Origin of the sequence: Paenibacillus sp. FSL R7-0273, assembly GCF_000758625.1 — a bacterium.
In the GTDB taxonomy this organism is placed as follows: Bacteria; Bacillota; Bacilli; order Paenibacillales; family Paenibacillaceae; genus Paenibacillus_AQ.
The window spans coordinates 2,308,029-2,333,084 of sequence record NZ_CP009283.1 but is presented as its reverse complement, the minus strand read 5'-3'; the positions used below and the strand labels follow the sequence as shown (position 1 = coordinate 2,333,084).

Genomic DNA, 25,056 nt, shown 5'->3' with positions numbered 1-25,056 from the left:
AATCACAATCCAGCGTAAGGATCTTTTACAACCGCACACAAAAAAACACCTTCCGGCGGGGGAAGATGTTCGCTTTTTACGTCATATACATTCATAGCTTGTACAGCATATCGTTATACAGCTGTCTGACTGACTCTCTCGGCTCAAGCCCGAGCTCATGATTAAGCAGCTCCTTCATGGCATGATAATGACGGATCAGGCTGATCCGGTCCTTTTGCCGGAAATAAAGGCCCAGCAGCAGTTCATGCGCCTCTTCGTCAAGCGGGGCATGCTGCAGCAGCTTACCCATCCGCTGAATAGCTTCCTCCGTTCTTCCCTCATTCATGTAGAAGCCACAGAGCCTTTTGGACAGCTTAATATAGAAGCTCAACATTTCCTCCCGCTTGGAGATGCTCCACAGGTAGTCCGAATCGGCGAATAAATCTCCGGTGTACAGCTCCAGCACCCGCTCCACATTCATGGCGTTCGCTGTATCAACAGCCTTGTTTTCACTGATGAACGTCTCGAACTCCCAGATATCTCCTGTAGCGCGTTCAAGCTCCATCCGGTATTTTCCGCTTTTAAAATGAATAACGATGTTGATTCCCGCTGCCTTCAATGCCTTCTTCAATTTATACATAGTGGTGTGCAGGTTGGATTGGGCCTGCTCATCGCTGCAGTCCGGCCAGAGCGCCTGAATAATCTGTCCCTTGTACACATTGGACAACCCTTTCAAGAACAGGAATGACATTAGCTCCTTCGTTTTGGAGGTTCTCCATTTCACTTCCTCTTCCTCGCCCGAGGTATTCAAAAGCTTAAGTCCGCCGAAGCCGACAATACGGGTTTCTTGCGGTATGGATCGTGCGGCGGCGTTAAAAGCTCCACGCAATACCCTTTTTTTCTGAAGCCGGGTAACCGCACGGTCCAGCTGGTCCGGAATCAAGGGCTTCAGCAGATAATCGAGAGCTTCCACTTTAAAAGCATCTAAAGCGTAGGAGGTATGAGCGGTTACAAAAATAATATCCAGCTCCCCGCATAATTTCAGCAATGCCAATGCCAGCTCCACGCCGTTCATGCCCGGCATTTCCATATCCAGAAACACGGCGTCCGGCTTAAGACCGGCGATCTCCCGTATAGCATCCGAAGGCTTCCGGAAAGCACCAATCACTTCGATACGTTTATCCTTTAGCAGCATATTGCCCAGTACATCAAGCGCAGGCTTTTCGTCGTCGATGATTACCGCTCTTATCATAATTTTCCTCCAGTATACATCTGGCTGCCAAAAACCCGCTCTTACTGCGGCAGTTACGCTCAATCCATATTTTCTGCTACAACCTCATACAATTGTAGAGAATACACTTATCGCCGCGGTGAAATCATATATGAAAATACAGTCTGCCGAAAGTTAATTAAATTTTAAAATAACCATTTAGGCTAATAGTTTATCATGAAGCGTTTTTCCTGTAAATCCGCTTCCAACAGTTAATCCGGCAGGAATGAACGCTTATTTTCCCGTTAAATCTGACTGCAACTGAAAATGTATTTTAGTTTCATTTTTATACTTGCTTTATAAAAGTAATATGCTATAATAAAAACACAAACAACAAACAAACGACATTTAATATCATTACTTGGGAGGAATATCAAATGACTACTTTAAACATCGGAATTATTCTGGGAAGCACCCGTCAGGGCCGCGTTAGTCCGCAAGTTGGGGAATGGGTTAAAGGCATTGCAGATGCACGTGGAGACGCTAATTATGAAATTGTGGATATTGCCGACTTTAAGCTGCCGCTATTGGGCGAGAGCGACGATTATGCCCCTGCCGCAGCCTGGGCTGCTAAGCTGGCTACGCTGGATGGTTTTGTATTCATTGCCCAGGAGTATAACCACAGCATCACCGGCGCGCTCAAGAACGCGCTCGACTCGGCACGTGATGAATGGAATAACAAGGCGGCAGGTATCGTAAGCTACGGCTCGGCAGGCGGCGCCCGTGCAGCCGAGCATCTCCGCGGCATTCTCGGAGAGCTTCAGGTTGCAGATGTCCGGGTACATCCGCTGCTCTCCCTGTTCACTGATTTCGAGAACGGAACCGTGTTTAAGCCGGCTGACCTGCATAAAGCAAACGTCAATGCCATGCTTGATCAGGTACTGGCCTGGAGCGGTGCTCTCAAGACTCTGCGCGCGTAAGCAGGATTACTCACAGCAAACAGCCGCCTCCTGTCCGGAGGCGGCTGTTTGCTGTAGCTGCTGCAGGATGCCAGCACTCTAGCATAAATACTGCACCTACAAAAATGAAAAATTCCTCATGAAACCTTAATGTAATTACGGCGTACTAACGGGTAATTATAGAGTAAGATTAAATTACAAGCGCAACATAACATATAAGGAGGAATAACAATGCTCAGAAAACTTCTTGGTAAAGTGCTGCATTCCGTGGAACACTCCAGGCCCGGCGGTCACCGCAGGCATTCCAGCAGTCATAAAGGCCGCTCATTTTACGGCAGACACTCAAGCAGCAGCCGCGGCTATAAGCGGTATTCATCCTCCGATGCCCGGCGCGGAGGAAGCGGACACAAATATTATAAGAACCGTTACGGCAGCTCAAGCTAAGCATTGGTAGCCGAAATAACACTAGAGGCGCTTCCCGTTCAAACCGGAAGCGCCTCTTTCTATTACTACAGCAGCTTCTCATACAGTGCTGCAGCCTCACGGGCAAAGGCCTCTATGTCAGGATATGGCTCAGCCTGCTCACCCAGCAGCCGGCTGAGCAGCAGCCGCATTTCAGGTGAGAGCTTCAACTCCTCCCTCCAGCTCCGCTCCTCTTCACCCCTTACCGGCTCATAGGCAGAATACAGCATAAACAGCATCAGCCGGCCCATGTCATGCAGATCCGAGGCGACCACCGGCGGCAGCTGCTCAGGCAGCAGTGCCGGATCAAGGCGTACCTGCGCTTCTGCCGTTCTTTCTTCTCCGATTCTGCTAGCCAGTCCAAAGTCAATCAGATACAAAGCATCCTCCTGCAGGATCACATTCGGAATCCGCAGATCCAGGTGCACATAGCCGCGGGAATGAACATGGGCCACCAGCTCCGCCAGCTTCATAATGACAGCCAGGCTCTCCCGTTCACCGTAGATGAGCTGATCATCAAAGATCAGATCCTCCAGCGTTTTTCCCGTAATATAATCACTGACCAGCCAGTTCGATCCTTTATACTCCAGATAGTCCCGGCACCGGGGGATATTCGGATGCTCCATTGACCGCAGGATAGTATACTCCTTCTCCAGCAGCACCCGTCCGGCAGTCTTTTTGCTCGGCCTGGACTGCTTCAGCGCGTAAACCCTGCCGTTCTCTATATCACTACAGCGGTAGGTTAGCCCATAGCTCCCTTCACCGATCAAACACTCAATTGTATACCTCCCGCCAATCCTTGACCCTTCGTGAAGCGGGTAATCCTTCCAGGCCCGAACAAACCCGTTCAGCCACTCAAATGCCATAGCTTGTTTTCTCCTGTCCCAGAAGTTTTAATGCTATTATCACATAATTTGCTGCAGGTTGGAATGCCGCCGGCTAAAGCGGAGGTGCAACGCACCTGCACTTATTTCTCCAACTCCGCCATAGTCTGAATGTACTGTTTATTTAGTTAGGTTAATTTGCATTGTATTAGTTTCACCCAATTTATTCCACATTAATTTGTTTTATTTCTATATTTCTCTATCTTTTTTAGTAATTCCTAGCGAACTAACAAAAACAGGTCAATCATGGTGGTATCTGACCATAATCGACCTGTTTGATGTAACGGAATATTCGGTACTGGGTAACCTCTAAACAATCAATTCATCTATTATTATCAAATTATTCTACTGTCTCGTCATACAGTTTCTCTAAAAATTCTTTGAAATCCTTAGCAATGAAATACATATTACTCATATCTTCGGGGTCTTCATCATGAATCCAAAAGTAAACATTGCCGGAATACTTTTCAGTAAGACCTAAACAAATTTGATTTCCACCCGAATCATCTGCGATTGGAAAAAAACCTATATCTATTATATCGTCAAATATATCAATTCTCTTTTCTAAATTGTCATACATCTCACCAATACCATAGAAAATATTTACCATCCCAATGCCTTGCTCTTGTGAGATTCTAAAGTAATATGGTTTGGGATAACCTCCATTGTATTTCAATAAAAATTCTCGATACTGTTGGGGAAGTTGAACTCCATTCATTCTCTCAAAGTCTTGAAGTCTTGATTCTGTTAAGACTTCACTATTCGCTTGCATCTCCAACTTAATCTCCTCCTGTTCCATTTACAATGGACTGTCCGCCCATGTGCTTAAATTCGTCGTGAATATCTTTTTCAACCAGTACCATTGTCTTTCCATCCTCCATATGATGCCATGTATAACCTTCTGGAGGCTTATTTTTCCTGCTACAGATGGGATAGATGTTTTACTAAGTCCTGCCTCTGTATTTGCCGCCTGGACCTCCAGTCTCTTGGCCAGCAGCTGGCTTTTTGCCCATTCACCTTGAATGCCCGGTTCCATCGTCCACCGCAGCAACAGCTAATACGCCTCATCCTGCAGCAAAGGCACGCTACCGGCAGTCATCGACGGATTATATTCACAGGCCTGTACTGCCGCCTGCTTAAAGTAGCCGCTTAGATCTTTTCCCGGCTCATACTGCAGCTTATTTACTCCCAGTGACTCCAGATTCTGACGGGCCGCTTCTGCTACTTGGTGCATCGCCTCCATCTGTGTCCGGTTCCCAAAAGCCTGATACACCCCGTAAGCCGTCTGTGCTTTTGCGATCTGATTTCGTGCCTCGTAGATTTCGGCAAGCTTGATTTGTGCTGCAAACCAGTCAACGCTGCCAATGACAGAGGTTTTCATCACTCCCTGCAGCTTTTGCACGGCCGCTTCACAGCTCAGCTCGTCCCGGCCAAACAGGATGGACACGCTGGAAGTAAGTGTTATTCGCCTGACGGCATGTTATGTAACTGTCTTTCTCCTGTTTCAAGTCTAGTTCTGCGAATGCGCCCTCGTCGTCAATGTAGTGAAACTGGGTTTTCATGTCATTCAACCATTGATATACTACCATGTTTTTCAAAACGGCAAGTATTTACGATAGTAATCCATATGAGATTGTCGGATAGCCGCCAGTCATAGTTATTTAAGAATCGAGCAATCTTTGCTAAGACTTGATTCCGATGAACGACATCATTGTGCTTCGATTTAAGCAAGGTGATGAGCACACTTAGCTCAATTTGCTCTTATGAAATCGGGTCTTTGATATGTTTGACGATGATTTCAATTAATTCATCAAGACCAAAGCCATGTCTTAGCACATTCTCCCGCCTCATCAGGGCTAGGGCTGTTTCTAAAGGTAGTCGTTTCATGGATGCATCCTCCCTTCTGTGGTAGCGTGGGCGTCTAGTTTTTGCTGAACGCTCCATTTCCTCCATAAGAGATACTGCCGCTGTGCTTCCTACTCACCAGACATACAGAAGCATAGGACGTTTTTGAATTCTTGATTTTGTCACAACCGTAGTAATCCATGATTAACTCCATTAGATTACCGCATCTCGACACATTATCTGATGATTTTCTCATTCGGTTAAATCTTCGAATAGGCATGAAAAGTTGAATTTGCTTGGCTTCGTTATCTCTCTCTAGCTTAACAGACGGTGCTTGATGCGCATGATTGGCGGTAAATAAAAAACAGGTCAATCATGGTAATATCTGACCATAATGACCTGTTTGATGTAACGGAATAGGGATATTTAGGTTATAAAATTAAAGCATATGATGTGCATACAAACATATTTAGTAAAACTTCATATGGAGCTGACAAGAGTTAAGTCTGTTTGAGCATTGCTACCCATTTCACTCGGCACTGTTAGCCAATCCTCTTAACCACTTACTTCACATTTTTCTAACATCCATTTCTTTGCTTCATCTGATTTCAACAAAATCGGTTTCTCCAACGTACCAATATTAATACTTTTAATATGAGCTTCTTCTATACCTTTAATATTTTTCAAAGTCACTCCGCCTAATAATGTTTCTTCAAATGTCGCTACACTTATATCTATATTTTCTAGTCTTGCCCAACTAAAATCCGTTAAGTAAAACGATACATTAATCAAATTACAATCTAGTAAATATGCATTTCTAAATATTGCTTCCCAACAATCACCTTTACTAAATCTACTGTTTTTAATGACACAGTTGGAAAAATCCGTATATCTAAGATCTGATTTATAAAAATCACATTTATCTAAATATGCATTTTTAAATGTTGACGACGCTAACAATGATGTGTGAAAATCAATATTTTCCAGTCTGAGATGATCAAAAATACACTCTATTAAATAAGCTTGTTCAAGCAATATACCGGATAAATCAAAACTTCTTAAATCCACTTCATCTAACTTCAACATTTCGCCTTCTTTACCAATTGTCTCAACCCACTTTTTATGCAAATCAAACTTCCTATTTAGATTTCCTTCCATTTTCCCACCCCTTAAGGATACCATATTATTTTATCTGTTACTCCTTCTTCATCAATTGCTTTCTTGAGTTGTTCAACATGCTCAGGCTCCATTTTTCTTGTGTCAATAATTATGTTGTTCCCATTATCAAATTCTTTTTGTAGCTTTTTCATACCTTGTTTGATAGTAAAGGCACCCTTTTTGGGATTTGTTATAGGAACTCCATTGTCACCACTTGGGTATGATTCAAAGCTTTTCACATCCCACTTTAAACCTGAAGAAGTATCAATAAACTCTGCTCCATTTTCTGCTTGAGGATCACGTACTAGCTTTCCCAATCGACCTCTTTCTTCTACTGCTAATCCAACTTCCCTTTCCCTGATATTTTTAGGTTCTATTTTCCCATTACTTGCTGGATCTCGAGCTAAGTCATCCAATTCCTTCTGAGTTCTACGGCCAGTATAATTTCCAGCCTTATCATAAAGGTTAGGCTTGTTACCTTCTCCCACCCCTTCAATCTTCCCCGCCTTCCCATCCCCCAATCCATCCATCTCACTCAAATAATGCTCCTGGACTGAGGTTTTAGGCAACGGATTCGTTTCAGGAATCTTCCCCGCGTTGAAGTTGATGGTAAAGCCTTCCGGTGTCGTTACGAATGGATTCCGATCCGGGAATTTCTCGCTGTTCTTCAGGGCCTTGCCCAGGTCCTTGACCCCTTCCACCGCTTTGTCCGCCAGGCCCTGCACTTCGTCCAATACCTGGCCTACCTTTCCGCTCTTGGTGACCGAGAGGCCCGGTACCAGGACTGACGCTACGGATCCCAGCATCGCCGCCCGTTCTTCCGGTGTTCCTTCCTCAAAGTTATGGTACACTGTCTTCGCTGCTTCGACCAGTACCTCCGGGTGATTGATCAGGTAATTCGCCTGGTCGAGCACTTCCTGGGTCGTTTTCTCCGGGTCCACAGCGAGATTGAAGGCAAATTTAGCGGTGTCCACTACGCCCATAACGATCTCTTTGATGAGCGCTTCAGTAAACGACATTACTACCGCGTCAGCCTGAACCACTTTCTTCCGCCATTCCGTCATCCCATAGGTGTCTTCCAGCCATCCCAGGTATGCTGTATACATCGGCGTAAGCTGGGCATCCGCGTTATACACCTTGTCCTGGAAGTAGGCCAGAGTTATCTCATTCTCTTTGTTCTTCGCGGTGATTGGTGTCCCGTCCGGCAGATTCACTGGCGGACCTGCCAGCCGCTGCTCGGCTTCGATTTTTGCTGCCAGTATCTTTGCCGTCTGCGCCAGCTGGACCTCCAGTCTCTTGGCCGGCAGCTGGCTTTTTGCCCATTCACCTTGAATGCCCGGTTCCATCGCCATCCGCAGCAACAGCTGATACGCCTCATCCTGCAGCAAAGGCACGCTACCGGCTGTAATCGACGGATCATATTCACAGACCTGTACGGCCGCCTGCTTAAAGTAGCCGCTTAGATCTTTTCCCGGCTCATACTGCAGCTTATTTACTCCCAGTGACTCCAGCTTCTGACGGGCCGCTTCTGCTACTTGGTGCACCGCCTCCATCTGTGTCCGGTTGCCAAAGGCCTGATACACCCCGTAAGCCGTCTGTGCTTTTGCGATCTGATTTCGTGCCTCGTAGATTTCGGCAAGTTTGATCTGTGCTGTAAACCACGCTAAGCTGCCAATGGCAGAGATTTTCATCACTTCCTCCAGCTTTTGCACGGCCGGATCACGGCTCAGCTCGTCCCGGCCCGATAGGATGGACACGCTGGAAGAAAGTGTTATTCGCCTAATGGCATGTTATGCAACTGTCGTTCTCCTGTTCCAAGTCTAGTTCTGCGAATGCGCCCTCGTCGTCAATGTAGTGAAACTGGGTTTTCATGTCATCCAACCATTGATATACTACCATGTTCTTCATCCTCTTCTATGTTGTCAGGAGCTATGCTCTTTCAACTTCTCTATACGATAGGGTGATGTGATAGTTAAGACCTGTGCAACAAAAAGAAAATCCCCGCACAACGGCGGGGAACAGGTTAGCCAAACAACAGCAAATATTTACGATAGTAATCCATATGAGATTGTCGGATGGCCGCCAGTCATATTGATTTAAGAATCAAGCAACCTTTGCTAAGACCTGATTCCGATAAACGACATCATTATGCTTCATTTTAGCAAGGTAATGTGCGAGGTTCAGTTCGACTTGCTCCTGAGACATCGGGTCTCTGACATCCTTAAAAAATTTGAGTAAGTTCATCAAGATCAACTCCATGTCCTAGCACGTTCTCCAGTCACATCGGAAGTAATCTATGAGGTAATTCCTAAATACATTTGATTAAATTACCACTCTCGTCACACTATATGGATGATTTACCGATTCGGTTTAGTCTTCTCACGGGCAAGAATATTTGCTTGGCTTCGTTATCTCCCACCTGCTTGATATATGATGCGCGGTGTACTACTGGCTTATTTGACTACTAAATTACAATATCCTGGTATCCTACATCAACCACCTCTTCATTCAATAAACGAAGTCCCAATCCATTTTCCTGGTCCCATGTGCAATTAAAAAGCAATCCAATATCTCGACCTTCTCTTATATCTCCATATGGGACCACAATTCCCTCTAGAGCAATCATTTCAAGAATTTGGTCACTTGTTTCGACTAAAGGATAATTTCCATTCTGAGCGATATCGTAACCTAATTCATATCGCTTTTGTCGATAATAATTTAAAATTGGTTCAAGAAAACTCCCATGTAATTGTTCCCAACTCTTCATTAACGCTTGGTATGCCGCGTACTGTTCTTCATCAAATTCCCCATCTTCTTCGCCATCAATCATTAATGTAATATCAGTTTCTCTTCCGAAAAAAAGAATAGTAGTATCCTTAGACCAGCTATAGTTATACTCAAGATCACCAAAGATTAGATCATTTTTTTTCATTTTATGACCTCCTTTTGATTATTTGGCAAAACCTCCAGGTTCAAATGCCCCTGCATTAATCTCTCCTACACCGCCAAGATGTCCAAACGTGCTGTTCATATTTGTTGGCACTAGTTGCATTGTTTTTACGTCATTTAATTCATGCCATGTTAAGTTGTTTTTTTCACGATAAATCTTTATATCCCTTGCACTAATTTTACCAGACTCCATTCCGAATTGGCGTGCTAATTCAGGAGAATTATTGAGTTGCTCAGCCAATTTTGAATCTGATTGAATGAAATTTTCCCTTCGTGCTTTTCCTCCATAAGTTCCTTTTCCGCCTAGCATATATTCGATTTCTACTTGTGCTTTTGCTACAGGTGAAAAGTCTGGTACAGCATTTTTATATTGTATACCATCAATGCCAGCCTCATCTAATACTATTTGTAGATCAGGATCAGGTGGCGGCTTAAGAGTACACTTAGATTCGCCCCTAGTTCCTTCAAAACCAACTTTTGGATTTTCAGGTGCAGGTGTCTGACTAAATCTTGCTTCATAAGAACTGGCAAACTCAGTTTGCCTGAAAGCAGGCGGAGTATTGTCAATCTTACCCGTCCCCTCAATCTTCCCCGCCTTCCCATCCCCCAGTCCATCCATCTCACTCAAATAATGCTCCTGCACTGAGGTTTTAGGCAACGGATTCGTTTCAGGAATCTTCCCCGCGTTGAAGTTGATGGTAAAGCCTTCCGGTGTCGTTGCGAATGGATTCAGGTCCGGGAATTTCTCGCTGTTCTTCAGGACCTTGCCCAGGTCCTTGACCCCTTCCACCGCTTTGTCCGCCAGGCCCTGCACTCCGTCCAATAACTGGCCTACCTTTCCGCTCTTGGTGACCGAGAGGCCCGGTACCAGGACTGACGCTACGGATCCCAGCATCGCCGCCCGTTCTTCCGGTGTTCCTTCCTCAAAGTTATGGTACACTGTCTTCGCTGCTTCGACCAGTACCTCCGGGTGATTGATCAGGTAATTCGCCTGGTCGAGCACTTCCCGGGTTGTTTTCTCCGGGTCCACCGCGAGCCGGAAGGCAAATTTCGCGGTGTCTACCACGCCCATCACCGTCTCTTTTAGGAGCGCTTCAGTAAATGCCATTGCTACCCCGTCAGCCTGCACCACTTTCTTCCGCCACTCCGTCATCCCATAGGTGTCTTCCAGCCATCCCAGGTATGCCGTATACATCGGCGTAAGCTGGGCATCCGCGTTATACACCTTGTCCTGGAAGTAGGCCAGAGTTATCTCATTCTCTTTGTTCTTCGCGGTGATCGGGGTCCCGTCCGGCAGCTTCACCGGCGGACCCGCCAGCCGCTGCTCGGCTTCGATTTTTGCCGCCAGTATCTTTGCCGTCTGCGCCAGCTGGACCTCCAGTCTCTTGGCCGGCAGCTGGCTTTTTGCCCATTCACCTTGAATGCCCGGTTCCATCGCCATCCGCAGCAACAGCTGATACGCCTCATCCTGCAGCAAAGGCACGCTACCGGCTGTAATCGACGGATCATATTCACAGGCCTGTACGGCCGCCTGCTTAAAGTAGCCGCTTAGATCGTTTCCCGGCTCATACTGCAGCTTATTTACTCCCAGTGACTCCAGCTTCTGACGGGCCGCTTCTGCTACTTGGTGCACCGCCTCCATCTGTGTCCGGTTGCCAAAGGCCTGATACACCCCGTAAGCCGTCTGTGCTTTTGCGATCTGATTTCGTGCCTCGTAGATTTCGGCAAGCTTGATCTGTGCTGCAAACCACGCTAAGCTGCCAATGGCAGAGGTTTTCATCACTCCCTGCAGCTTTTGCACGGCCGGATCACGGCTCAGCTCGTCCCGGCCCGATAGGATAGACACGCTGGTAATTAGCTTCATAACCGCCGTCTGGGCCAATGCCGGAATCCCGATCCGACCGGCTGCTGCGCTTCCGTCCAGCCTGCCGAACAGTACACCCAGCACGCTAAACTGCTGCATGAGCTGATTCGCCCGCTGACTATTCTCCTCCTGTACATTCTGGACTCCTTTTGCGGCTGTCCGTATGAGATCTTCCAGTCTCTCCGCTTCCACCGTCAGCTCGTTAAGGAGCACCTGGGCTTGCTGTAGGCTGGACCCCAGCGGAATTCCGCTCCAGTTCCCGGCCTGACCTTTAAACTGCATATACAGCCGGTTCGTGTCTTGACTCACCTGACCGATTTTCCTCTGTAGGCGGTCTGCTTCTTCTATGTCAAAGGTTAGCTTCATTGCGGACATAGGATTCCTCCTGCTTGCACTTAATAAAATTTTATCCGGTGCTTGAACTCACTCAAGTTTTATTCCTGAGTTCCTTGATCTGCTTTATGTAATGCATTTGGTTCATATGTATTTTAATTCGTGGAATATTCCCTCCTATTCTTCATCCTTCACAGTTAATCAGACAGAATGTACGCATAGGTGTTATGAATATTTGAAAATATTAAATCCCTCTTTATTATCGGTTATATTTTCCATTAATTTTATAGAATTCCATTCAAAAGTTGATAATAACCCATGCGGATGATCAATTAAGCATTTGTAAGTTGACGAAAGAAATGATTAATGCTTAAAGAAGTACGCTTTGTTCATTCATCCTTAAGCTTTAGCATTTCCTATTTGGATAAGGATACGGAATGTAATATTTTCTTTGTTGGTACGTTCAGTGGAAAACGCAAGAAAGTGAATAACAACAAAAACAGGTAAATCATGGTGGCTCAAACCATAATCGACCTGTTCATTGTAAAGTTTTAGCTTTGATGTGCGTACAATTGAAATGACGTAATCCTAAGACGGCATTACAAGGTCTTGCATTTAATTTTGTGTAAACTCTTTTAAGTACGGATTCCCCACAGAGGGAATTCACAATTAAACACAAGTCCCATGTGTCCCCCCAACCTTTCTCTTACTTCCATTTTCATGGATTTGAGAGTTACACAATATTTTCAATTCTATTCTTCACTTTCTTCATCCCACAGTGAATCAAATTCTTTATCCGTCATACCGCTTATTCCTTCTACATGTGGGGCGTAATAATGTCCATTAGCATCAATAATGTATTCAACTTTTGCCTTTATATCAGAAATAACTATAGAAAATGCATCATTTGCATGATAAACGGTAGGTACTATAGAAACTAGGACAATCCACGCAATTCCTACTACACCCCTATCTCCATCCATTGCTTTGCATGATATGATTCATGAATTGCGCTTAAATAAGTCGGATCTTTTCTTAAGATTATCGTTCCAGTAGCTGGATCGAAAGCTGCGGCTACGTCATCTGGTAGTATAGTCCTTTTTTATCAGGGATAATACTAATTCCATCTGTATTCATTTCTTTTTCAAACAATTTCAAATCACGAATACTTATTAATCTTTGACCGTTAGGTGCGAGTTTAATCTGACCACTTACGGGCATATCTGCCCATTCCTTGTAATCAAAATCACCCGTAGCTTCAACCTCTTTAACCTTCACTTCCGGTATGGACCGGTTCACGATTTTCTTTATACCGGCTAGCCCTTTGCTGGCGGTCGTTATCAACACACTCCTGCTCCGGCAACCACGGTGTTGACGCCTACTGAGATTAATCGTTCCCCCAGGCTCTGCTTCCCATCATCCCGGTAATCATTGACGGCGTCAAACGCTTCTCCAATTGTTCCGCTTATTGCTCCTGATACCATTGATTTGTATACGGTCGGTGAGAAAGTGTTACTCTTTTAATGATAGGTACATTCGGTACTGGATGGGATTTGAGACCAGGGCAAAAGAAAACCACAATACGGTCGGATAGCTCGCATTGTGGCGTTAATGCTTGTATTTAACATGCATACTGCTCATACAAAGTGATTTATAGTTTTTTTCTGAAATAGACAAACAATAAAAATAAAAAAATTCAGCAATAGAAAGAATCAAAAATATAAATCATACTACTCTATCTATTTCATCTAGTCTCTCCATGTTTAATTCACTAAATTCTGTTCTTGGAAAATGATAAACATTCTGAGGCCATCCATATTTTCCACAAACAAGCTCATTATGGTGATAACTAACTCTCCCCCCTCTCTCAAACAACAATATTATAGGTTCATAAAGATCTTCAAAACGTAAATCTATCTTTTCTCCAACGCTAATTATCCACTCCCACTCTAAAAAATATTTGCACAAGAACTCTACTGTCCAACCTTGTTTCAATAATTCCAATTCCTCAACTTTTTTTTGAATATTAAGCAGTATTTCTTCTTTAACACCAATAATCTGAGCCGCACTGTATATAGGTTTACGTATTTTATTATCAGGACAATAAACATCTCTAAAAATGTTACCCCTATTAATAAATTCAGTTACAAGTAATGCATGTGAAGGAAGGTCTTGCCTCCTGGCGTTCCAATCAATATTTATAATCCTTTGTACTGCTTTTTCAAACCTTTCCAAAGTTCCCCCTGCTTTCTTTATGGTATGTTTGAAATCTGTTACTAGGATGATTATGAGTAAATATAGTATCCTTTGCTATATCTTTATAAGAAGAAAGATCAATTTTTGCTTGTTCACCATCAGAGATTAATTTACCAATCACATTGCCGTCTTTATCGAAAAACAGACCATGCTCAAACGGCTCATTTCTAATACCGTCTTCCAAGTATTTAACTGTTGATGGAGCTTTATCTACTTTCCCTATACTTGATAGTAAATTTTGACCACCCGAACCCTCGCTTACTACACCAATCTTACCCGTCCCCTCAATCTTACCCGCCTTCCCATCCCCCAGTCCATCCATCTCACTCAAATAATGCTCCTGCACTGAGGTTTTAGGCAACGGATTCGTTTCGGGAATCTTCCCCGCGTTGAAGTTGATGGTAAAGCCTTCCGGGGTCGTTACGAATGGATTCAGGTCCGGAAATGGAATTTCTCGCTGTTCTTCAGGACCTCGCCCAGGTCCTTGACCCCTTCCACCGCCTTGTCCGCCAGGCCCTGCACCCCGTCCAATACCTGGCCTATCTTTCCGCTCTTGGTGACCGAGAGGCCCGGTACCAGGACTGACGCTACGGCTCCCAGCATCGCGGCCCTTTCTTCCGGTGTTCCTTCCTCAAAGTTATGGTACACTGTCTTCGCTGCTTCGACCAGTACCTCCGGGTGATTGATCAGGTAATTCGCCTGGTCCAGCACTTCCTGGGTTGTTTTCTCCGGGTCCACCGCGAGATGGAAGGCAAATTTCGCGGTATCTACCACACCCATCACCGTCTCTTTTAGGAGCGCTTCAGTAAATGCCATTGCTACCGCGTCAGCCTGCACCACTTTCTTCCGCCACTCCGTCATCCCGTAGGTGTCTTCCAGCCTTCCCAGGTATGCCGTATACATCGGGGTAAGCTGGGCATCCGGGTTATACACCTTGTCCTGGAAGTAGGCCAGAGTTATCTCATTCTCTTTGTTCTTCGCGGTGATCGGTGTTCCGTCCGGCAGGTTCACCGGGGGACCCGCCAGCCGCTGCTCGGCTTCGATTTTTGCCGCCAGTATCTTTGCCGTCTGCGCCAGCTGGACCTCCAGTCTTTTGGCCGACAGCTGGCTTTTTGCCCATTCACCTTGAATGCCCGGTTCCATCGTCCTCCGCAGCAACAGCTGATACGCCTCATCCTGCAGCAAAGGCACGCTACCGGCTGTCATTGACGGATCATATTCACAGGCCTGTACTGCCGCCTGCTTAAAGTAGCCGCTTAGATCTTTTCCCGGCTCATACTGCAGCTTATTTACTCCCAGTGACTCCAGCTTCTGACGGGCCGCTTCTGCTAGTTGGTGCATCGCCTCCATCTGTGTCCGGTTGCAAAGGCCTGATATACCCCGTAAGCCGTCTGCGCTTTCGCAATCTGATTCCGTGCCTCGTAGATTTCACTAAGCTTGATCTGTGCTGCAAACCAGTCAACGCTGCCAAAGGCAGCAGTTTCATTGCTCCCTGCAGCTTCTGCACGGCCGGATCATGGCTCAACTCGTCCCGGCCCGACAGGATGGACACGCTGGTAATTAGCTTCATGACCGCCGCTTGAGCTAATGCCGGAATCCCGATCCTCCCGGCTGCTGCGCTTCCGTCCAATCTCTTTCCTAACCTTAAAGTCTGTACATCCTGATCGCTGCAACTCTGCCGCCTGTTCACGTAATCCTCTTGCTTGCTGACTGTAATTACCAATTTAATCCATAATATGTTCATATGCTACTTGTACCTGAGCAATGAAACCCATATGTTCTTCTATTTCCTGTACTTGTTTTACCATGTCATTCAGCTCCTTCGTTTATTTTCTGCACGCAAAAAAGCTCATTCCTACTCATAAAACAAGTTGGAAAGAGCTTTAAAAGTTTATCAAGTGTTTGAATGGTTTAGTGGTTTGTTGGTTGTATTGTACGACCTTGTTGCTGGAGTTGTAAACACAAACATTTAATTTCAATTACTCTCTATATCAACGTTATCTAAATTTTCGTCTGAAATATCAATAGCATGTAACTTTGAATATCGTTCACGCCAATTATCTATAGGAAATGCACCGAATCCATAATCTAAATAGATACCTTGATCAAGTCTAAGAGTTCCCCCCCTTTCAAAATACTTAATTATTGGCTCGTAAATATCTTGATAATCACCATTAATTATTTTTCCTTCCCCAACTAAAGAGACCCATTCAAGATAACGCAAACAAATTGTTTTACATAATAGATTTGGTTTATCTGACGCGGAAAAAATACCAGTGATAACATCCTCTAAATCCAGATTAGAGTCCAACACCTTTGAAGGACTAAAGAAAGGTCCCGATTCAATTGAATACTTCTCCAAAAATAGTGAGCTTCTCCTCAAATACTCGGCAATTAAAAGTTCACTTGATTTCCTTTTTGTTTTAGATGTTCCCCAAGCAATTTTTGAAATACGTGTTATTGCCTTTTCCAAGAAATCAATCATACAGTTCACTCCATCTGAGATTATAAAATTTAGCAACATTTTCTTCGTACCCTGGGAATGAGCCAAAATCAGGTTGCTTAGGTGCCAAGTCATGCGCACCAGGTGGATCATTTGAAAATTTCATTCCTTCCCATGAGTCGGGATGTCGGTAACTAAGGCCACTCTCCATTAGTTTTTTTTCTGCTAATTCATGTGCTGCTAACTGTTTGAACCATCCCTTACCTTGAGGAGTTAATTCTCCAGTTTGCGCTTTAGTAAACGCATATACAACTTCTGAATCAGGGGTAAGTCTTGATTTATAATAATAAAGCCCTTTTTGATCATAATGACACAATTCATATTCATTTAAAAACATATGGGATTTTAGATTTTTAGCTTCCTCAAAACTAAGGCCTGTGTTTTTAGCAAATTCCTCAATATTATCCAATCCATTTGCCCTAATCATTTCTGCCTTATTTTCTGTCGCTACATCAATTTTCAGTTTTGGTTCAATAGGAGGCTCCCCAAATCTTTTAGGAGCTTGTCTCGTCCCCACAACCCGAACGTCCTCAAGCTCCTTCGCTGCTCCATCGATCTCCGTCTTGGCTTTGCCCGTCCCTTCAACCTCTTTAACCTTCACTTCCGGTATGGACCCATTCACAATTTTCTTTATACCGGCTAGCCCTTTGCTGGCGGTCGTTATCAACACATCTCCCGCTCCGGCAACCAAGGTGTTGACGCCTACTGAAATCAATCGTTCCCCCAGGCTCTGCTTCCCGTCATCCCGGTAATCATTGACGGCGTCAAACGCTTCTCCAACCGTTCCGCTTATCGCTCCCGATACCATTGATTTGTATAGGGTCGGCGAGAATTTGCCTACCGCTCCCGTCGCCTGCATCCCACTACCGAGGTACTTCCATGGCAGACCAATGCTGATTAATCCCCCTGCCACCTGTCCCGCTGTCTTCCCGTAGGGCTCATCCAGCGGACTGACATAATCCTCCGGCTTCGGGCCCGTAATCCAATCGGTCACCGTTCTCGCTATTCCGAACGAGGCTGTATCGATCGCATTCACAATCATATTGCTTCCGCCCACCAGAATATTCGCCAGCGTCTGATTCCCTACTCCACTTCCCGTCAACCGGTTTTTGTCCGCTGCTTCCTTCTCCTGCTTCTCGTAGTATGCCTTGAGCTCTTCATACCGCCGGTCCTGCTCCTCCGGCGCCAAGGTGAACCAGTACGTTTCCTTCAGCCGCCCAATTGCCTCCGGATCGTTCCGGTTCAGGATGTCCGCTTCGGATACGCTGTTATACCGGTCCACCGGACCTAGCGTCGCTTCCGGCTTGACCAGCGCCAGCTGCTGCTTTGCCCACTCTCCTTGTATCCCCGGTTCCATCGCCATCCGCAGCAGAAACGCATATTCTTCATTCTCCGGCAACGGCACTCTTTTGTCTATGACCGACGGATCATAATCACAGGCTTTGATTGCCGCCTGCCTGAAGTAGCCTGTAAGATCTTTACCTGCCTCATATTGCTTCGCGCTGATCCCCATCGATTTCAGCTTCCTGCGCGCTTCCTCTGCCTGCTGATGTGCAGCCGCCATCTGAGCCTGATTCCCAAACGTCTGATAGACCTCGTAGGCTGTCTGTGCCTTGGCAATCTGCTCCCTCGCTTCATAGATCTCTTTCAGCTTGACCTGCGCGGACAGTCCCTCAATGCTTGCCAGGCCCGACTGCTGGATAATTCCCCGCAGCTTCTGCACTGCCGGATCACTGCTCAGCTCATCCCGGCCGCTCAGCATTGAAAGCGTACGAATGAAGCTAGTCACAGCCTTCTGTGCCAAGGTCGGGATGGAAATCGGACGGAACGCCTCACGGTTCCCTGCGCTTCCAAATAGTCCCGCCAGCACACCCAGCTGCCGGCTCAGCTGATCCGCCTCCCGCTTGTTCTCTGCCTGCACGCCCTGAAACCCCTGGACGGCGCTGCGGATCAGATCCTCCAGCTTCTCCGCTTCACTGGTTAGCTCATTGATGAGCACCTGGGCTTGCTGCAGGCTAGATCCCAGCGGTATTCCGCTCCAGGTACCGGACTGGCCTCTCAGCTGCAGGTACAGACGGTTCGTGTCCTGGCTGACTAATCCAATTTTCGTCCGCAGGCGCTCTACTTCATCGGCATTAAACATTAGTTTCGTTGTCGCCATGACTTCCCCCTGCTTATTTCTAACAAAATCAGCTATGCAGTATGCTGCATAGCTGATTGCATTCTTATGTAGTAGGGCTCATGCTGTTTTATTGGAATAAAAAGGATTATTAGAAGCTTTTGTTCTGGGCCGTTTTAATATTTTTGGATAGCTCCTGATAACTCTCCGAGACATTTTTCATGTGGATACCAATGTTATCCAACGCTTGACCAAACGATTCAAAGGTTTTTTGCATGCCTTTCACCTTCTCCTCAAACTCTTTAGCGGCTGCATCCTCCCAGATACTATTCAGCGTCGTAGCCGTCGTCACTATCTTTTTCATTAGCGCATCGTATTCCTGTTTTTGCCGCTTAATACTATCTGCCTGTTGTGCCAACCCTTGATAACTGACTGTAACTTTGTCTGCCATTATAAATCGCTCCTTTATTAAATAGTTTTATATAAAAATGAACTTGCCAAACATACTGGAATTTCAAGTTCATTAGTATAACTCCGGTTCTACTTAGTTTATGTTTATTTTCCCTGTCCCAGATAGTCATTCCGTACAGAAAAGTCGGATTCAAACAAGATAATATCTCCCGAGGAAAAAGAGAACGTTTGTCCCATCTCATCCGTGTCCCCCGTCATCTGCCCTTCTATCGCCCACATGTTGGCAATCGGGGCCTTATAGCCCAGAATCCGCGTGCCCGCATCGCTATTTTTGACGGTATAGATCTCGAACTTCACCAGGATGTAGCCGCCGGTTATGAATTCCTGTTCATGCCCGTCAAGAACCCCACCGTAATGATTCGCCAGCGCCACAATATCTGTTCCTTTGGGCAGGATGTAAGGAGCAATCGGCAGGTTATATTCCCCGTACCAGTGCTGCACGCTGCGTACCGCGGCAATAGGGTTTACGCCATTCGGGATAGCCGTTGGGCCCACTAAGGTCCGCGATGTATAGGGCAAAATTTCCAGGTTATAGCCTGCTGCAAGCTTGGTTTTACGCTTTTTATACTGCTCATAGAACTTCAGCCAAGGGGTTTTATTCCGCTCCGCCTCAGTCAGGATGTAGTTATACTCATAGCTGGCTGCTGTAGACAACTCGCCGTCCGCTATATTCCGCAGACCGTCCGCCAGGCGGTAAGTACGGGTGTAGCTTAGCTTGTCCTTTTGGGAGCCCACGCCGATCATTTTATTGTTCGAACCAGAGATGTCATAGTACAGGTCAACGGGCGCCGCAGTCCCTCCGGTCTTCGGAATAAAATAGAAGCTCGGCTCGATCCGGATCCCCTCTCCCGGCTGCCACAGATTCCCGATCGTACGAAAATCAAACAGAAACGAGTAGCCGTTATGCGGAACGGTCAATTGTTCTGTAGGATGTGAACCTTTACGGACCGGGAGATGCCACTGTGTTTGTCCGCTTAGAGCTGTCGGTGTGCCGTTCTCATCATTGCCGCCCGTATAATACATCGCTGTACTATGGCCGAGGTTGCCCGTGCCTGTACGAAACACCTGTTCAAACCGGAAATCCCCAATGTCCCAGATCCGAAAATCGAACAGCCGGCCGACCCCCCCGACATTGAAGCTCTCCGAGGCACAGTAATTCGCCAGATTCCCGTTCAGATTTTTCTCACATAGATCCGCAGCATCGGATGGGGCATTAATTGCCCAGGATTGTGTATGAATGATATAGTCACCTTCGTTAACCCAGGTCGGCAGGGTGAAGGTCATAGACGGTGTCCCGACAGGAATATTAATCCACGTATTCTCCGGATAATACTGCCCCTCTTGAAACACACCGAACGGAAACTGGATCCGTTTATTCTGTGTATACTTGGCATAATTACGGTTCCCGTAACCGGGGATGTTCAGATGCTGCCCGCTCTCCGTAAAGTGGACCGTGAAGGGCCGGTCCAGAATCAGCACCGTCCGGGTATAATCGGGTACCATCCGCTGGTCAAACGGACGGTTGTCGTCCGGAAGTAGGGAATAGTTGACGACTGGTGTGTGTACCGTGACAGGGTTAATACCATTAATCGGATACACGTTTTCCTGTGAACCGCCATTGATATTCCCGTTCATCGGCGCATAGGAAATCTCGCCGGTGCTGGGCAGATTCAGCGCGTTCGAATGCATGGGTTCAATTGTATTTCCCGGACGGTATAGCACGTTGTCGCCAACGGGCAGCGGATTAGGAATAGTCCCCGGAGCCGGGCCTGTCTCCGTCACTTCACTTCCATTCATGATGGTCTGTCCAAGGAAAACAAAGCTGTCATTTTGCACTTGGATCTTCTTGGCGGCTTCCTCAGCCTTGGACCGGAAGATTTCCAATTCATCGGGAGGTTCCGGCTGGCTTGTTCCTCCCTGCACATCAGTGGACGGAACCGTGATTGAAGCCGGAGCTTGAGGAGGCAAATATTTGCCCTTAATCTCCGTAGAGAAATCCGGAGCTGTATATCCGCTCGGCTCGATGACTAATTGTCCTCCGGGCAGTGCATCATTCACCAATAACGCTCTGGCAAGTGCATAAACCTCAAGCGTATTCACAGTCCAATACGAATAAGGCCGGGTTATACTGTAAGGATATTCCACCGGCTTCGGTTTGCTCTGAGGGTCAGGAAGGCTCCCGCCCCCGGTAGGAGCCGGTTTGGTTGGATCCCATTTCAGGTTATAGGTTTTATTAATTTTAATGTTATATGTGCAGGTGCCCTTCATCTCTACAAACTTATTCTGATACAGATAACTATTGGTAGAGGCATGACCATATAAGCTTTCAGAGCTTGGAATCCCCTGGAGCACATCGAACTGCTCGTTACCACGCTGATCCGCCCGGATTTCAGCAGCCGCACCGGGTTGAAGGAACTCACCGGAAACGGTTTGTCCCGGGACAGGGTTTGTACATAGTACTGTCGAGTTCCCGGGTGTGGAAGCTGGTGTCGGTGTCGGGGAAGTAGTTGTTCCATTTTTGACATACACCTCATAAACATTGGGATAACGGTAAGTAAAGGACTTGATATCAAATTTATAAAGGGCAAAGTAGTACATGGTAGCTGAAGAACCGTTCGATGCGATGTTCACCTTTAAACCTGCATGGTCATAATTTTGGCTAAATTTTATAGTTGCTGCATTCAAATCCTTTATCTGCAGACCTTTGATAACCGTACTTGAATCTGTGTATCCACTCACATCAGGGACACGAGGATTCCCTGCAGAATCCACCACTTGAACACGTTTTCCAGTATAGATAGAAACGTTTACGTTATTCTGGAATGGATTTGCGGCATTGAGTGTTTGGGTGCTGCTATCAATTATCTTTGTGGATATCGCACCATAATCCACTCCTCCAACTGCATAGTATGGTTTATCTCTTTGATATGAAACTTCCATAATTACTCTTTTCCCAGGCCATGCGTGCCTTGTTATTCCACCAATAACTTCGCTCCCATGATCACTATTTTCAGGTGTATCGTAGTCCCAATTCCCACCTAATCCAGGAGTCCATTGCTCTCCACTAACCGTTCTGTCCCATGCAAACCAAGATCCCCAAGGAATATTGTCTACTGATTTCACAGGTACGGGTTCACCATGCAAGGTCAAGGAATTATTATAGGTTTGAGCATTTACATTTATGGTTTGTAGTACTTGATTATCTTTTTTCAATACAATTCTGGTGATTATTTTTCCATTTCCAGCATTAAAGCTTAACGGCTTGGTAGTTATCTCCTTCTTATCATGAAATACAGATTGATAATTCCTAAGTATACTGTCAGGATCTGTAACACTGTATTGTATACCATCGGTTTCTAATAAAATTTCACCGTCTTCTGCAGCCTTCAGAGACTCTGTCTGAAAACCAAAAAACATTAGCCACAAAATAAATAATGTAGCCATAGCAGTACACGCCAATGTTAGTTTTAATGGTCTTTGTTCCATATTGTTCATCTCACAATACCATTACTGGACAAGAGGTATGTTCAAAAGCTCCTTAGTCTCCCCATTCCATTGAGTTGAGGGGGTCCTCATATCGATCAGAATGTTATGATTTCTTTTCCAGCCTGTTTTGGGGAATATTAGCGCAGTGACATCTCCCCAATTTTTTCGATACACAAACCCAGGAGCCGCTAACCCACCGTTAGAAGTGATAATGTGTCTTGCATCAAAACCATCAATAGCAAATCTAGCATGTGCATCTTTGTGAAATTCAGTATGTACAAATATTGTCTTAAAGTAGATGATGTAACTGTTCATAGATTTTGTTACTGGAACACCATCCTGGTATGAATAGTTTTCCCACTTTAATGTAGATACAGGAGGGATAACTTTTAAGTTCGGATCATTCTTATCCGATAAATCAATCACTATCACTTCCTCGACACGTTCAATGAATCTTTTATCTCTAGTAGAGATCTGATAATTCTCTTCCTTCCAGCGTTCTTCAATATTGAGATCTATTTTTGGATCACCGGATAATAAAATCTCCCCCATCATCGTAAAAATATTAGTCTTATGCCAAGCCAATTCCGCGCTGCTGACAGCATATTTTATCTACCTTGAGCTTGCCTCCGCTGTTTACAGTCAGAACACGCTCTACGGCAGCTACAGATTGGGCTCTTGTGGTATGTTCCTGTTCGCCAAGCTTGCCTGCACCCAATCCGGAGATCAAGCCCGTTTTTGCAGCCAAATACATCCATTTATTGTCTTCTTTTGTTTCAAGTCCTGCGGCCCGGGCAACGATACGCGCCATCTCCCGGCGGGTAATTTTCCGGTTCCATTCCAGCTCCGAATTGGCAAAATCACCTGCGGCATACAGGCCCGCCTGCTGCGCAGCACCTACATAGCTTTCGAACCACTTTCCTTCAGTCGCTTCTACCGGCTGCCCGGTTGCGGTCACAATCATTTTAATAAATTCGGCCCGTGTTACACTGGCATCCGGCATGAATAACCCGCCTGGGTACCCCTCCACATAACCTTTATTTACTGCAGCATCAATTCCTGATTTCGCCCAATGAGCAGCGGGAACATCTTTAAATCCGGCAGCTGCCGCTTCGGCGCCAGGATTGGATGAGGCTGTCAGGCTTAAAGAAAACAATAAGAACAACAAGCCGGCCTTTTTATTCAGTTTCTTCCGATATGTATTCAAAAAGCTCTTCCTCTCATAGTTAGTGGAATTTGGTTCATATGTATTGTCTTGTACCACAGAATTTATCTGATACGCTTATCAAGGACTGACTATTTTTACAATAATAAATATGACACCTATCCCTAGACTGAAGGACCCCAATAATGCATTGGGATAAAAAACAGACTATGCAAGGTTCCCATTCGATATCGCTCTCCTGTTTCCGCATCAATCAGCACTCTCCCTGATTTAGCGTCGAGAGCCTTCCCCATGTACCAAATAATCACTCCTGCCACTATAAACACAAAAGCCCGCGACAGCCGGAAATCTACCGATTCAAACCCTAGTAGTGATAACGTACTATCGACAATCAACAACAACACTACAATAACAACAAAATTCAAAATGCCTAAACCTTTCCAAATCACCATCTAAAAACTCCCTTTCTGTTATGAAGACTATGTACTCACATCTGGAATAAATATCTAAAAAGATTAGATATCCCCTTTATTATTGGTTATATTTTCCATTATTTTTATAGAGTTCCATTACAAGAGTAAGTTAAGCTGCGGATCAGTCCTTTTTCTGTAACAAAAACAGGTCAAGCATGGTAGCATCTGACCATAATCGACCTGTTTGATGTAAAGGAATAGCGTTATTTAGGTTATGAAATTAAAGCACCTAATGTGTGTACAACCGAAAATAGAAAAATCTTCATACGGGTATTACAAGGGTTATATATGTTATTGGTTGAGTGATGGATTCATTCGGTACTGGATAGCCCCCACCAGTAACCTTAGGATTCAAATGTCAATTTCTCAGGAAATACACCGCCCTCCTTAACTAGACATCTCGCCATTCTTTGAGCCGCTCTATCGAAGTAAAATTGATTTGAATGATTTTGGTTGTTAATCGGTTCTAGTTCAGCAAACATTCTAGTTTCTTTGTTTAATTGAATCTTTCCCATTATATCTTCTTTAGGACCGAATCTATAAATCACAACTGATTCATCTTCATAGTCTTTCAAGAGTAAGACAAAAGCTCCCATTTATAATCACCTCTAATCTCCTATTTCCCACGGACGACCTGACCTGACAGCGGCGTCGTGAGCCGTTTCATAATTTGTCTTAAATATACCTTCAAACCTTGATTCAAACAATTCATGATTCAATAAATCGATATCTTTCGTATTGTAAGTTCCTTGCTGTAATCTAGTCCATGCTTGAGCAATTTCATAATCAGGGTCAAACCTTCCATTTCCGCTCGACTTGATATGCTCATTATTAAATACATGGTCTTTGATGCGCTGTATCCGGCTTTCTGCAATTCCTGTATTCTTTGAAATCCCCTGAACATCTGAAGTTGATGCTTTTATGCTATCATACATTTTCG

The 25,056-nt window shown here is 45.4% G+C and carries 25 protein-coding genes and 1 pseudogene; 2 read left to right on the top strand and 24 right to left on the bottom strand.

The window, feature by feature from the left end:
- Window positions 1–91: 91 nt before the first annotated feature.
- Window positions 92–1,231: a response regulator gene (locus R70723_RS09885; RefSeq protein WP_039871705.1), complete on the bottom strand. Its 1,140-nt coding sequence runs from the start codon at window positions 1,229–1,231 to the stop codon at window positions 92–94.
- Between the two features lie 395 nt (window positions 1,232–1,626).
- Between R70723_RS09885 and R70723_RS09880 the strand changes: the two genes are divergently transcribed.
- Both R70723_RS09880 and R70723_RS09875 read left to right on the top strand, forming a co-directional pair.
- Window positions 1,627–2,169, top strand: a complete 543-nt coding sequence (locus R70723_RS09880) for an NADPH-dependent FMN reductase (protein WP_039871702.1) — start codon at window positions 1,627–1,629, stop codon at window positions 2,167–2,169.
- Window positions 2,170–2,379: 210 nt separating this feature from the next.
- The gene (locus tag R70723_RS09875) at window positions 2,380–2,592 is read left to right on the top strand and encodes a hypothetical protein (RefSeq protein WP_039871701.1); all 213 of its coding nucleotides are present in this window, start codon (window positions 2,380–2,382) and stop codon (window positions 2,590–2,592) included.
- A gap of 65 nt (window positions 2,593–2,657) precedes the next feature.
- Here R70723_RS09875 and R70723_RS09870 read toward each other — a convergent pair whose 3' ends face one another.
- From R70723_RS09870 to R70723_RS09760, 23 genes and pseudogenes are all read right to left on the bottom strand, one after another.
- Window positions 2,658–3,476, bottom strand: coding sequence for a serine/threonine protein kinase (locus R70723_RS09870; protein ID WP_039871700.1), 819 nt, complete (start codon window positions 3,474–3,476; stop codon window positions 2,658–2,660).
- Window positions 3,477–3,834: 358 nt separating this feature from the next.
- Window positions 3,835–4,266 carry an SMI1/KNR4 family protein gene (locus tag R70723_RS09865; RefSeq protein ID WP_039878524.1) on the bottom strand — a complete coding sequence of 144 codons (432 nt, stop codon included), beginning with the start codon at window positions 4,264–4,266 and terminating at the stop codon, window positions 3,835–3,837.
- Window positions 4,267–4,273: 7 nt separating this feature from the next.
- Complete coding sequence (locus R70723_RS32850; RefSeq protein ID WP_081957334.1) at window positions 4,274–4,375, bottom strand: HNH endonuclease family protein; 102 nt, start codon at window positions 4,373–4,375, stop codon at window positions 4,274–4,276.
- A 173-nt stretch (window positions 4,376–4,548) separates the two neighbouring features.
- Window positions 4,549–4,941: a hypothetical protein gene (locus tag R70723_RS09855; RefSeq protein ID WP_039871694.1), complete on the bottom strand. Its 393-nt coding sequence runs from the start codon at window positions 4,939–4,941 to the stop codon at window positions 4,549–4,551.
- Window positions 4,942–5,255: 314 nt separating this feature from the next.
- Window positions 5,256–5,381 (bottom strand): hypothetical protein, encoded by a 126-nt coding sequence (locus R70723_RS34235; RefSeq protein WP_256704685.1) that lies wholly within the window; start codon window positions 5,379–5,381, stop codon window positions 5,256–5,258.
- 513 nt (window positions 5,382–5,894) lie between these two features.
- Window positions 5,895–6,497: a pentapeptide repeat-containing protein gene (locus R70723_RS09845; protein ID WP_039878523.1), complete on the bottom strand. Its 603-nt coding sequence runs from the start codon at window positions 6,495–6,497 to the stop codon at window positions 5,895–5,897.
- Window positions 6,498–6,508: 11 nt separating this feature from the next.
- On the bottom strand, window positions 6,509–8,188 hold the full coding sequence (locus R70723_RS09840; RefSeq protein ID WP_156123802.1) for a hypothetical protein: 1,680 nt from the start codon (window positions 8,186–8,188) through the stop codon (window positions 6,509–6,511).
- Between the two features lie 773 nt (window positions 8,189–8,961).
- Complete coding sequence (locus R70723_RS09830; protein WP_039871692.1) at window positions 8,962–9,429, bottom strand: DUF6985 domain-containing protein; 468 nt, start codon at window positions 9,427–9,429, stop codon at window positions 8,962–8,964.
- Window positions 9,430–9,447: 18 nt separating this feature from the next.
- The gene (locus R70723_RS09825; RefSeq protein ID WP_047171373.1) at window positions 9,448–10,065 is read right to left on the bottom strand and encodes an HNH endonuclease; all 618 of its coding nucleotides are present in this window, start codon (window positions 10,063–10,065) and stop codon (window positions 9,448–9,450) included.
- Between the two features lie 2,330 nt (window positions 10,066–12,395).
- Window positions 12,396–12,626 (bottom strand): hypothetical protein, encoded by a 231-nt coding sequence (locus R70723_RS33360; protein ID WP_144027227.1) that lies wholly within the window; start codon window positions 12,624–12,626, stop codon window positions 12,396–12,398.
- Window positions 12,605–12,864, bottom strand: a pseudogene (locus tag R70723_RS32845) (zincin-like metallopeptidase toxin domain-containing protein). Before R70723_RS32845 ends, R70723_RS33360 begins: the two are co-directional and overlap by 22 nt.
- 504 nt (window positions 12,865–13,368) lie before the next feature.
- Window positions 13,369–13,878 (bottom strand): hypothetical protein, encoded by a 510-nt coding sequence (locus R70723_RS09815; protein WP_039871688.1) that lies wholly within the window; start codon window positions 13,876–13,878, stop codon window positions 13,369–13,371.
- Entirely contained in the window at window positions 13,865–14,230 is a 366-nt protein-coding gene (locus R70723_RS09810) for a hypothetical protein (protein ID WP_144027226.1), read from the bottom strand. The genes R70723_RS09815 and R70723_RS09810 overlap by 14 nt, the downstream gene beginning before the upstream one ends.
- Window positions 14,231–14,331: 101 nt before the next feature.
- On the bottom strand, window positions 14,332–15,240 hold the full coding sequence (locus R70723_RS09805) for a hypothetical protein (RefSeq protein ID WP_039871684.1): 909 nt from the start codon (window positions 15,238–15,240) through the stop codon (window positions 14,332–14,334).
- A 634-nt stretch (window positions 15,241–15,874) separates the two neighbouring features.
- Window positions 15,875–16,384, bottom strand: a complete 510-nt coding sequence (locus R70723_RS33965) for a hypothetical protein (protein ID WP_231574858.1) — start codon at window positions 16,382–16,384, stop codon at window positions 15,875–15,877.
- Entirely contained in the window at window positions 16,377–18,563 is a 2,187-nt protein-coding gene (locus R70723_RS09795) for a hypothetical protein (protein WP_156123801.1), read from the bottom strand. Before R70723_RS09795 ends, R70723_RS33965 begins: the two co-directional genes overlap by 8 nt.
- Window positions 18,564–18,672: 109 nt before the next feature.
- On the bottom strand, window positions 18,673–18,972 hold the full coding sequence (locus R70723_RS09790) for a WXG100 family type VII secretion target (RefSeq protein WP_039871682.1): 300 nt from the start codon (window positions 18,970–18,972) through the stop codon (window positions 18,673–18,675).
- A 104-nt stretch (window positions 18,973–19,076) separates the two neighbouring features.
- Entirely contained in the window at window positions 19,077–21,623 is a 2,547-nt protein-coding gene (locus R70723_RS33960; RefSeq protein ID WP_231574857.1) for a DUF5704 domain-containing protein, read from the bottom strand.
- An 876-nt stretch (window positions 21,624–22,499) separates the two neighbouring features.
- Window positions 22,500–23,063, bottom strand: a complete 564-nt coding sequence (locus R70723_RS09780; protein WP_039871681.1) for a hypothetical protein — start codon at window positions 23,061–23,063, stop codon at window positions 22,500–22,502.
- Entirely contained in the window at window positions 23,050–23,685 is a 636-nt protein-coding gene (locus R70723_RS09775; RefSeq protein ID WP_039871678.1) for an S-layer homology domain-containing protein, read from the bottom strand. Before R70723_RS09775 ends, R70723_RS09780 begins: the two co-directional genes overlap by 14 nt.
- A 122-nt stretch (window positions 23,686–23,807) precedes the next feature.
- Window positions 23,808–24,095: a hypothetical protein gene (locus tag R70723_RS31490; protein WP_144027222.1), complete on the bottom strand. Its 288-nt coding sequence runs from the start codon at window positions 24,093–24,095 to the stop codon at window positions 23,808–23,810.
- Between the two features lie 365 nt (window positions 24,096–24,460).
- Window positions 24,461–24,712 carry a hypothetical protein gene (locus tag R70723_RS09765; RefSeq protein ID WP_039871677.1) on the bottom strand — a complete coding sequence of 84 codons (252 nt, stop codon included), beginning with the start codon at window positions 24,710–24,712 and terminating at the stop codon, window positions 24,461–24,463.
- A gap of 12 nt (window positions 24,713–24,724) precedes the next feature.
- Complete coding sequence (locus R70723_RS09760; RefSeq protein WP_047171085.1) at window positions 24,725–25,051, bottom strand: hypothetical protein; 327 nt, start codon at window positions 25,049–25,051, stop codon at window positions 24,725–24,727.
- Window positions 25,052–25,056: the final 5 nt, after the last annotated feature.

Bases quoted from the DNA above. Each gene is read 5' to 3' on its own strand.
- R70723_RS09875 (WP_039871701.1), top strand. From the start codon at position 2,380: ATGCTCAGAAAACTTCTTGGTAAAGTGCTGCATTCCGTGGAACACTCC.
- R70723_RS33360 (WP_144027227.1), bottom strand. From the start codon at position 12,626: ATGGATGGAGATAGGGGTGTAGTAGGAATTGCGTGGATTGTCCTAGTT.
- R70723_RS31490 (WP_144027222.1), bottom strand. From the start codon at position 24,095: ATGGTGATTTGGAAAGGTTTAGGCATTTTGAATTTTGTTGTTATTGTA.
- R70723_RS33965 (WP_231574858.1), bottom strand. From the start codon at position 16,384: ATGATTGATTTCTTGGAAAAGGCAATAACACGTATTTCAAAAATTGCT.
- R70723_RS32850 (WP_081957334.1), bottom strand. From the start codon at position 4,375: ATGGAGGATGGAAAGACAATGGTACTGGTTGAAAAAGATATTCACGAC.
- R70723_RS09840 (WP_156123802.1), bottom strand. From the start codon at position 8,188: ATGAAAATCTCTGCCATTGGCAGCTTAGCGTGGTTTACAGCACAGATC.
- R70723_RS09870 (WP_039871700.1), bottom strand. From the start codon at position 3,476: ATGGCATTTGAGTGGCTGAACGGGTTTGTTCGGGCCTGGAAGGATTAC.
- R70723_RS09865 (WP_039878524.1), bottom strand. From the start codon at position 4,266: ATGCAAGCGAATAGTGAAGTCTTAACAGAATCAAGACTTCAAGACTTT.
- R70723_RS09790 (WP_039871682.1), bottom strand. From the start codon at position 18,972: ATGGCAGACAAAGTTACAGTCAGTTATCAAGGGTTGGCACAACAGGCA.
- R70723_RS09845 (WP_039878523.1), bottom strand. From the start codon at position 6,497: ATGGAAGGAAATCTAAATAGGAAGTTTGATTTGCATAAAAAGTGGGTT.
- R70723_RS09885 (WP_039871705.1), bottom strand. From the start codon at position 1,231: ATGATAAGAGCGGTAATCATCGACGACGAAAAGCCTGCGCTTGATGTA.
- R70723_RS09760 (WP_047171085.1), bottom strand. From the start codon at position 25,051: ATGTATGATAGCATAAAAGCATCAACTTCAGATGTTCAGGGGATTTCA.
- R70723_RS09825 (WP_047171373.1), bottom strand. From the start codon at position 10,065: ATGGATGGACTGGGGGATGGGAAGGCGGGGAAGATTGAGGGGACGGGT.
- R70723_RS09765 (WP_039871677.1), bottom strand. From the start codon at position 24,712: ATGGGAGCTTTTGTCTTACTCTTGAAAGACTATGAAGATGAATCAGTT.
- R70723_RS09880 (WP_039871702.1), top strand. From the start codon at position 1,627: ATGACTACTTTAAACATCGGAATTATTCTGGGAAGCACCCGTCAGGGC.
- R70723_RS09830 (WP_039871692.1), bottom strand. From the start codon at position 9,429: ATGAAAAAAAATGATCTAATCTTTGGTGATCTTGAGTATAACTATAGC.
- R70723_RS09795 (WP_156123801.1), bottom strand. From the start codon at position 18,563: ATGGCGACAACGAAACTAATGTTTAATGCCGATGAAGTAGAGCGCCTG.
- R70723_RS09805 (WP_039871684.1), bottom strand. From the start codon at position 15,240: ATGCACCAACTAGCAGAAGCGGCCCGTCAGAAGCTGGAGTCACTGGGA.
- R70723_RS34235 (WP_256704685.1), bottom strand. From the start codon at position 5,381: ATGAAACGACTACCTTTAGAAACAGCCCTAGCCCTGATGAGGCGGGAG.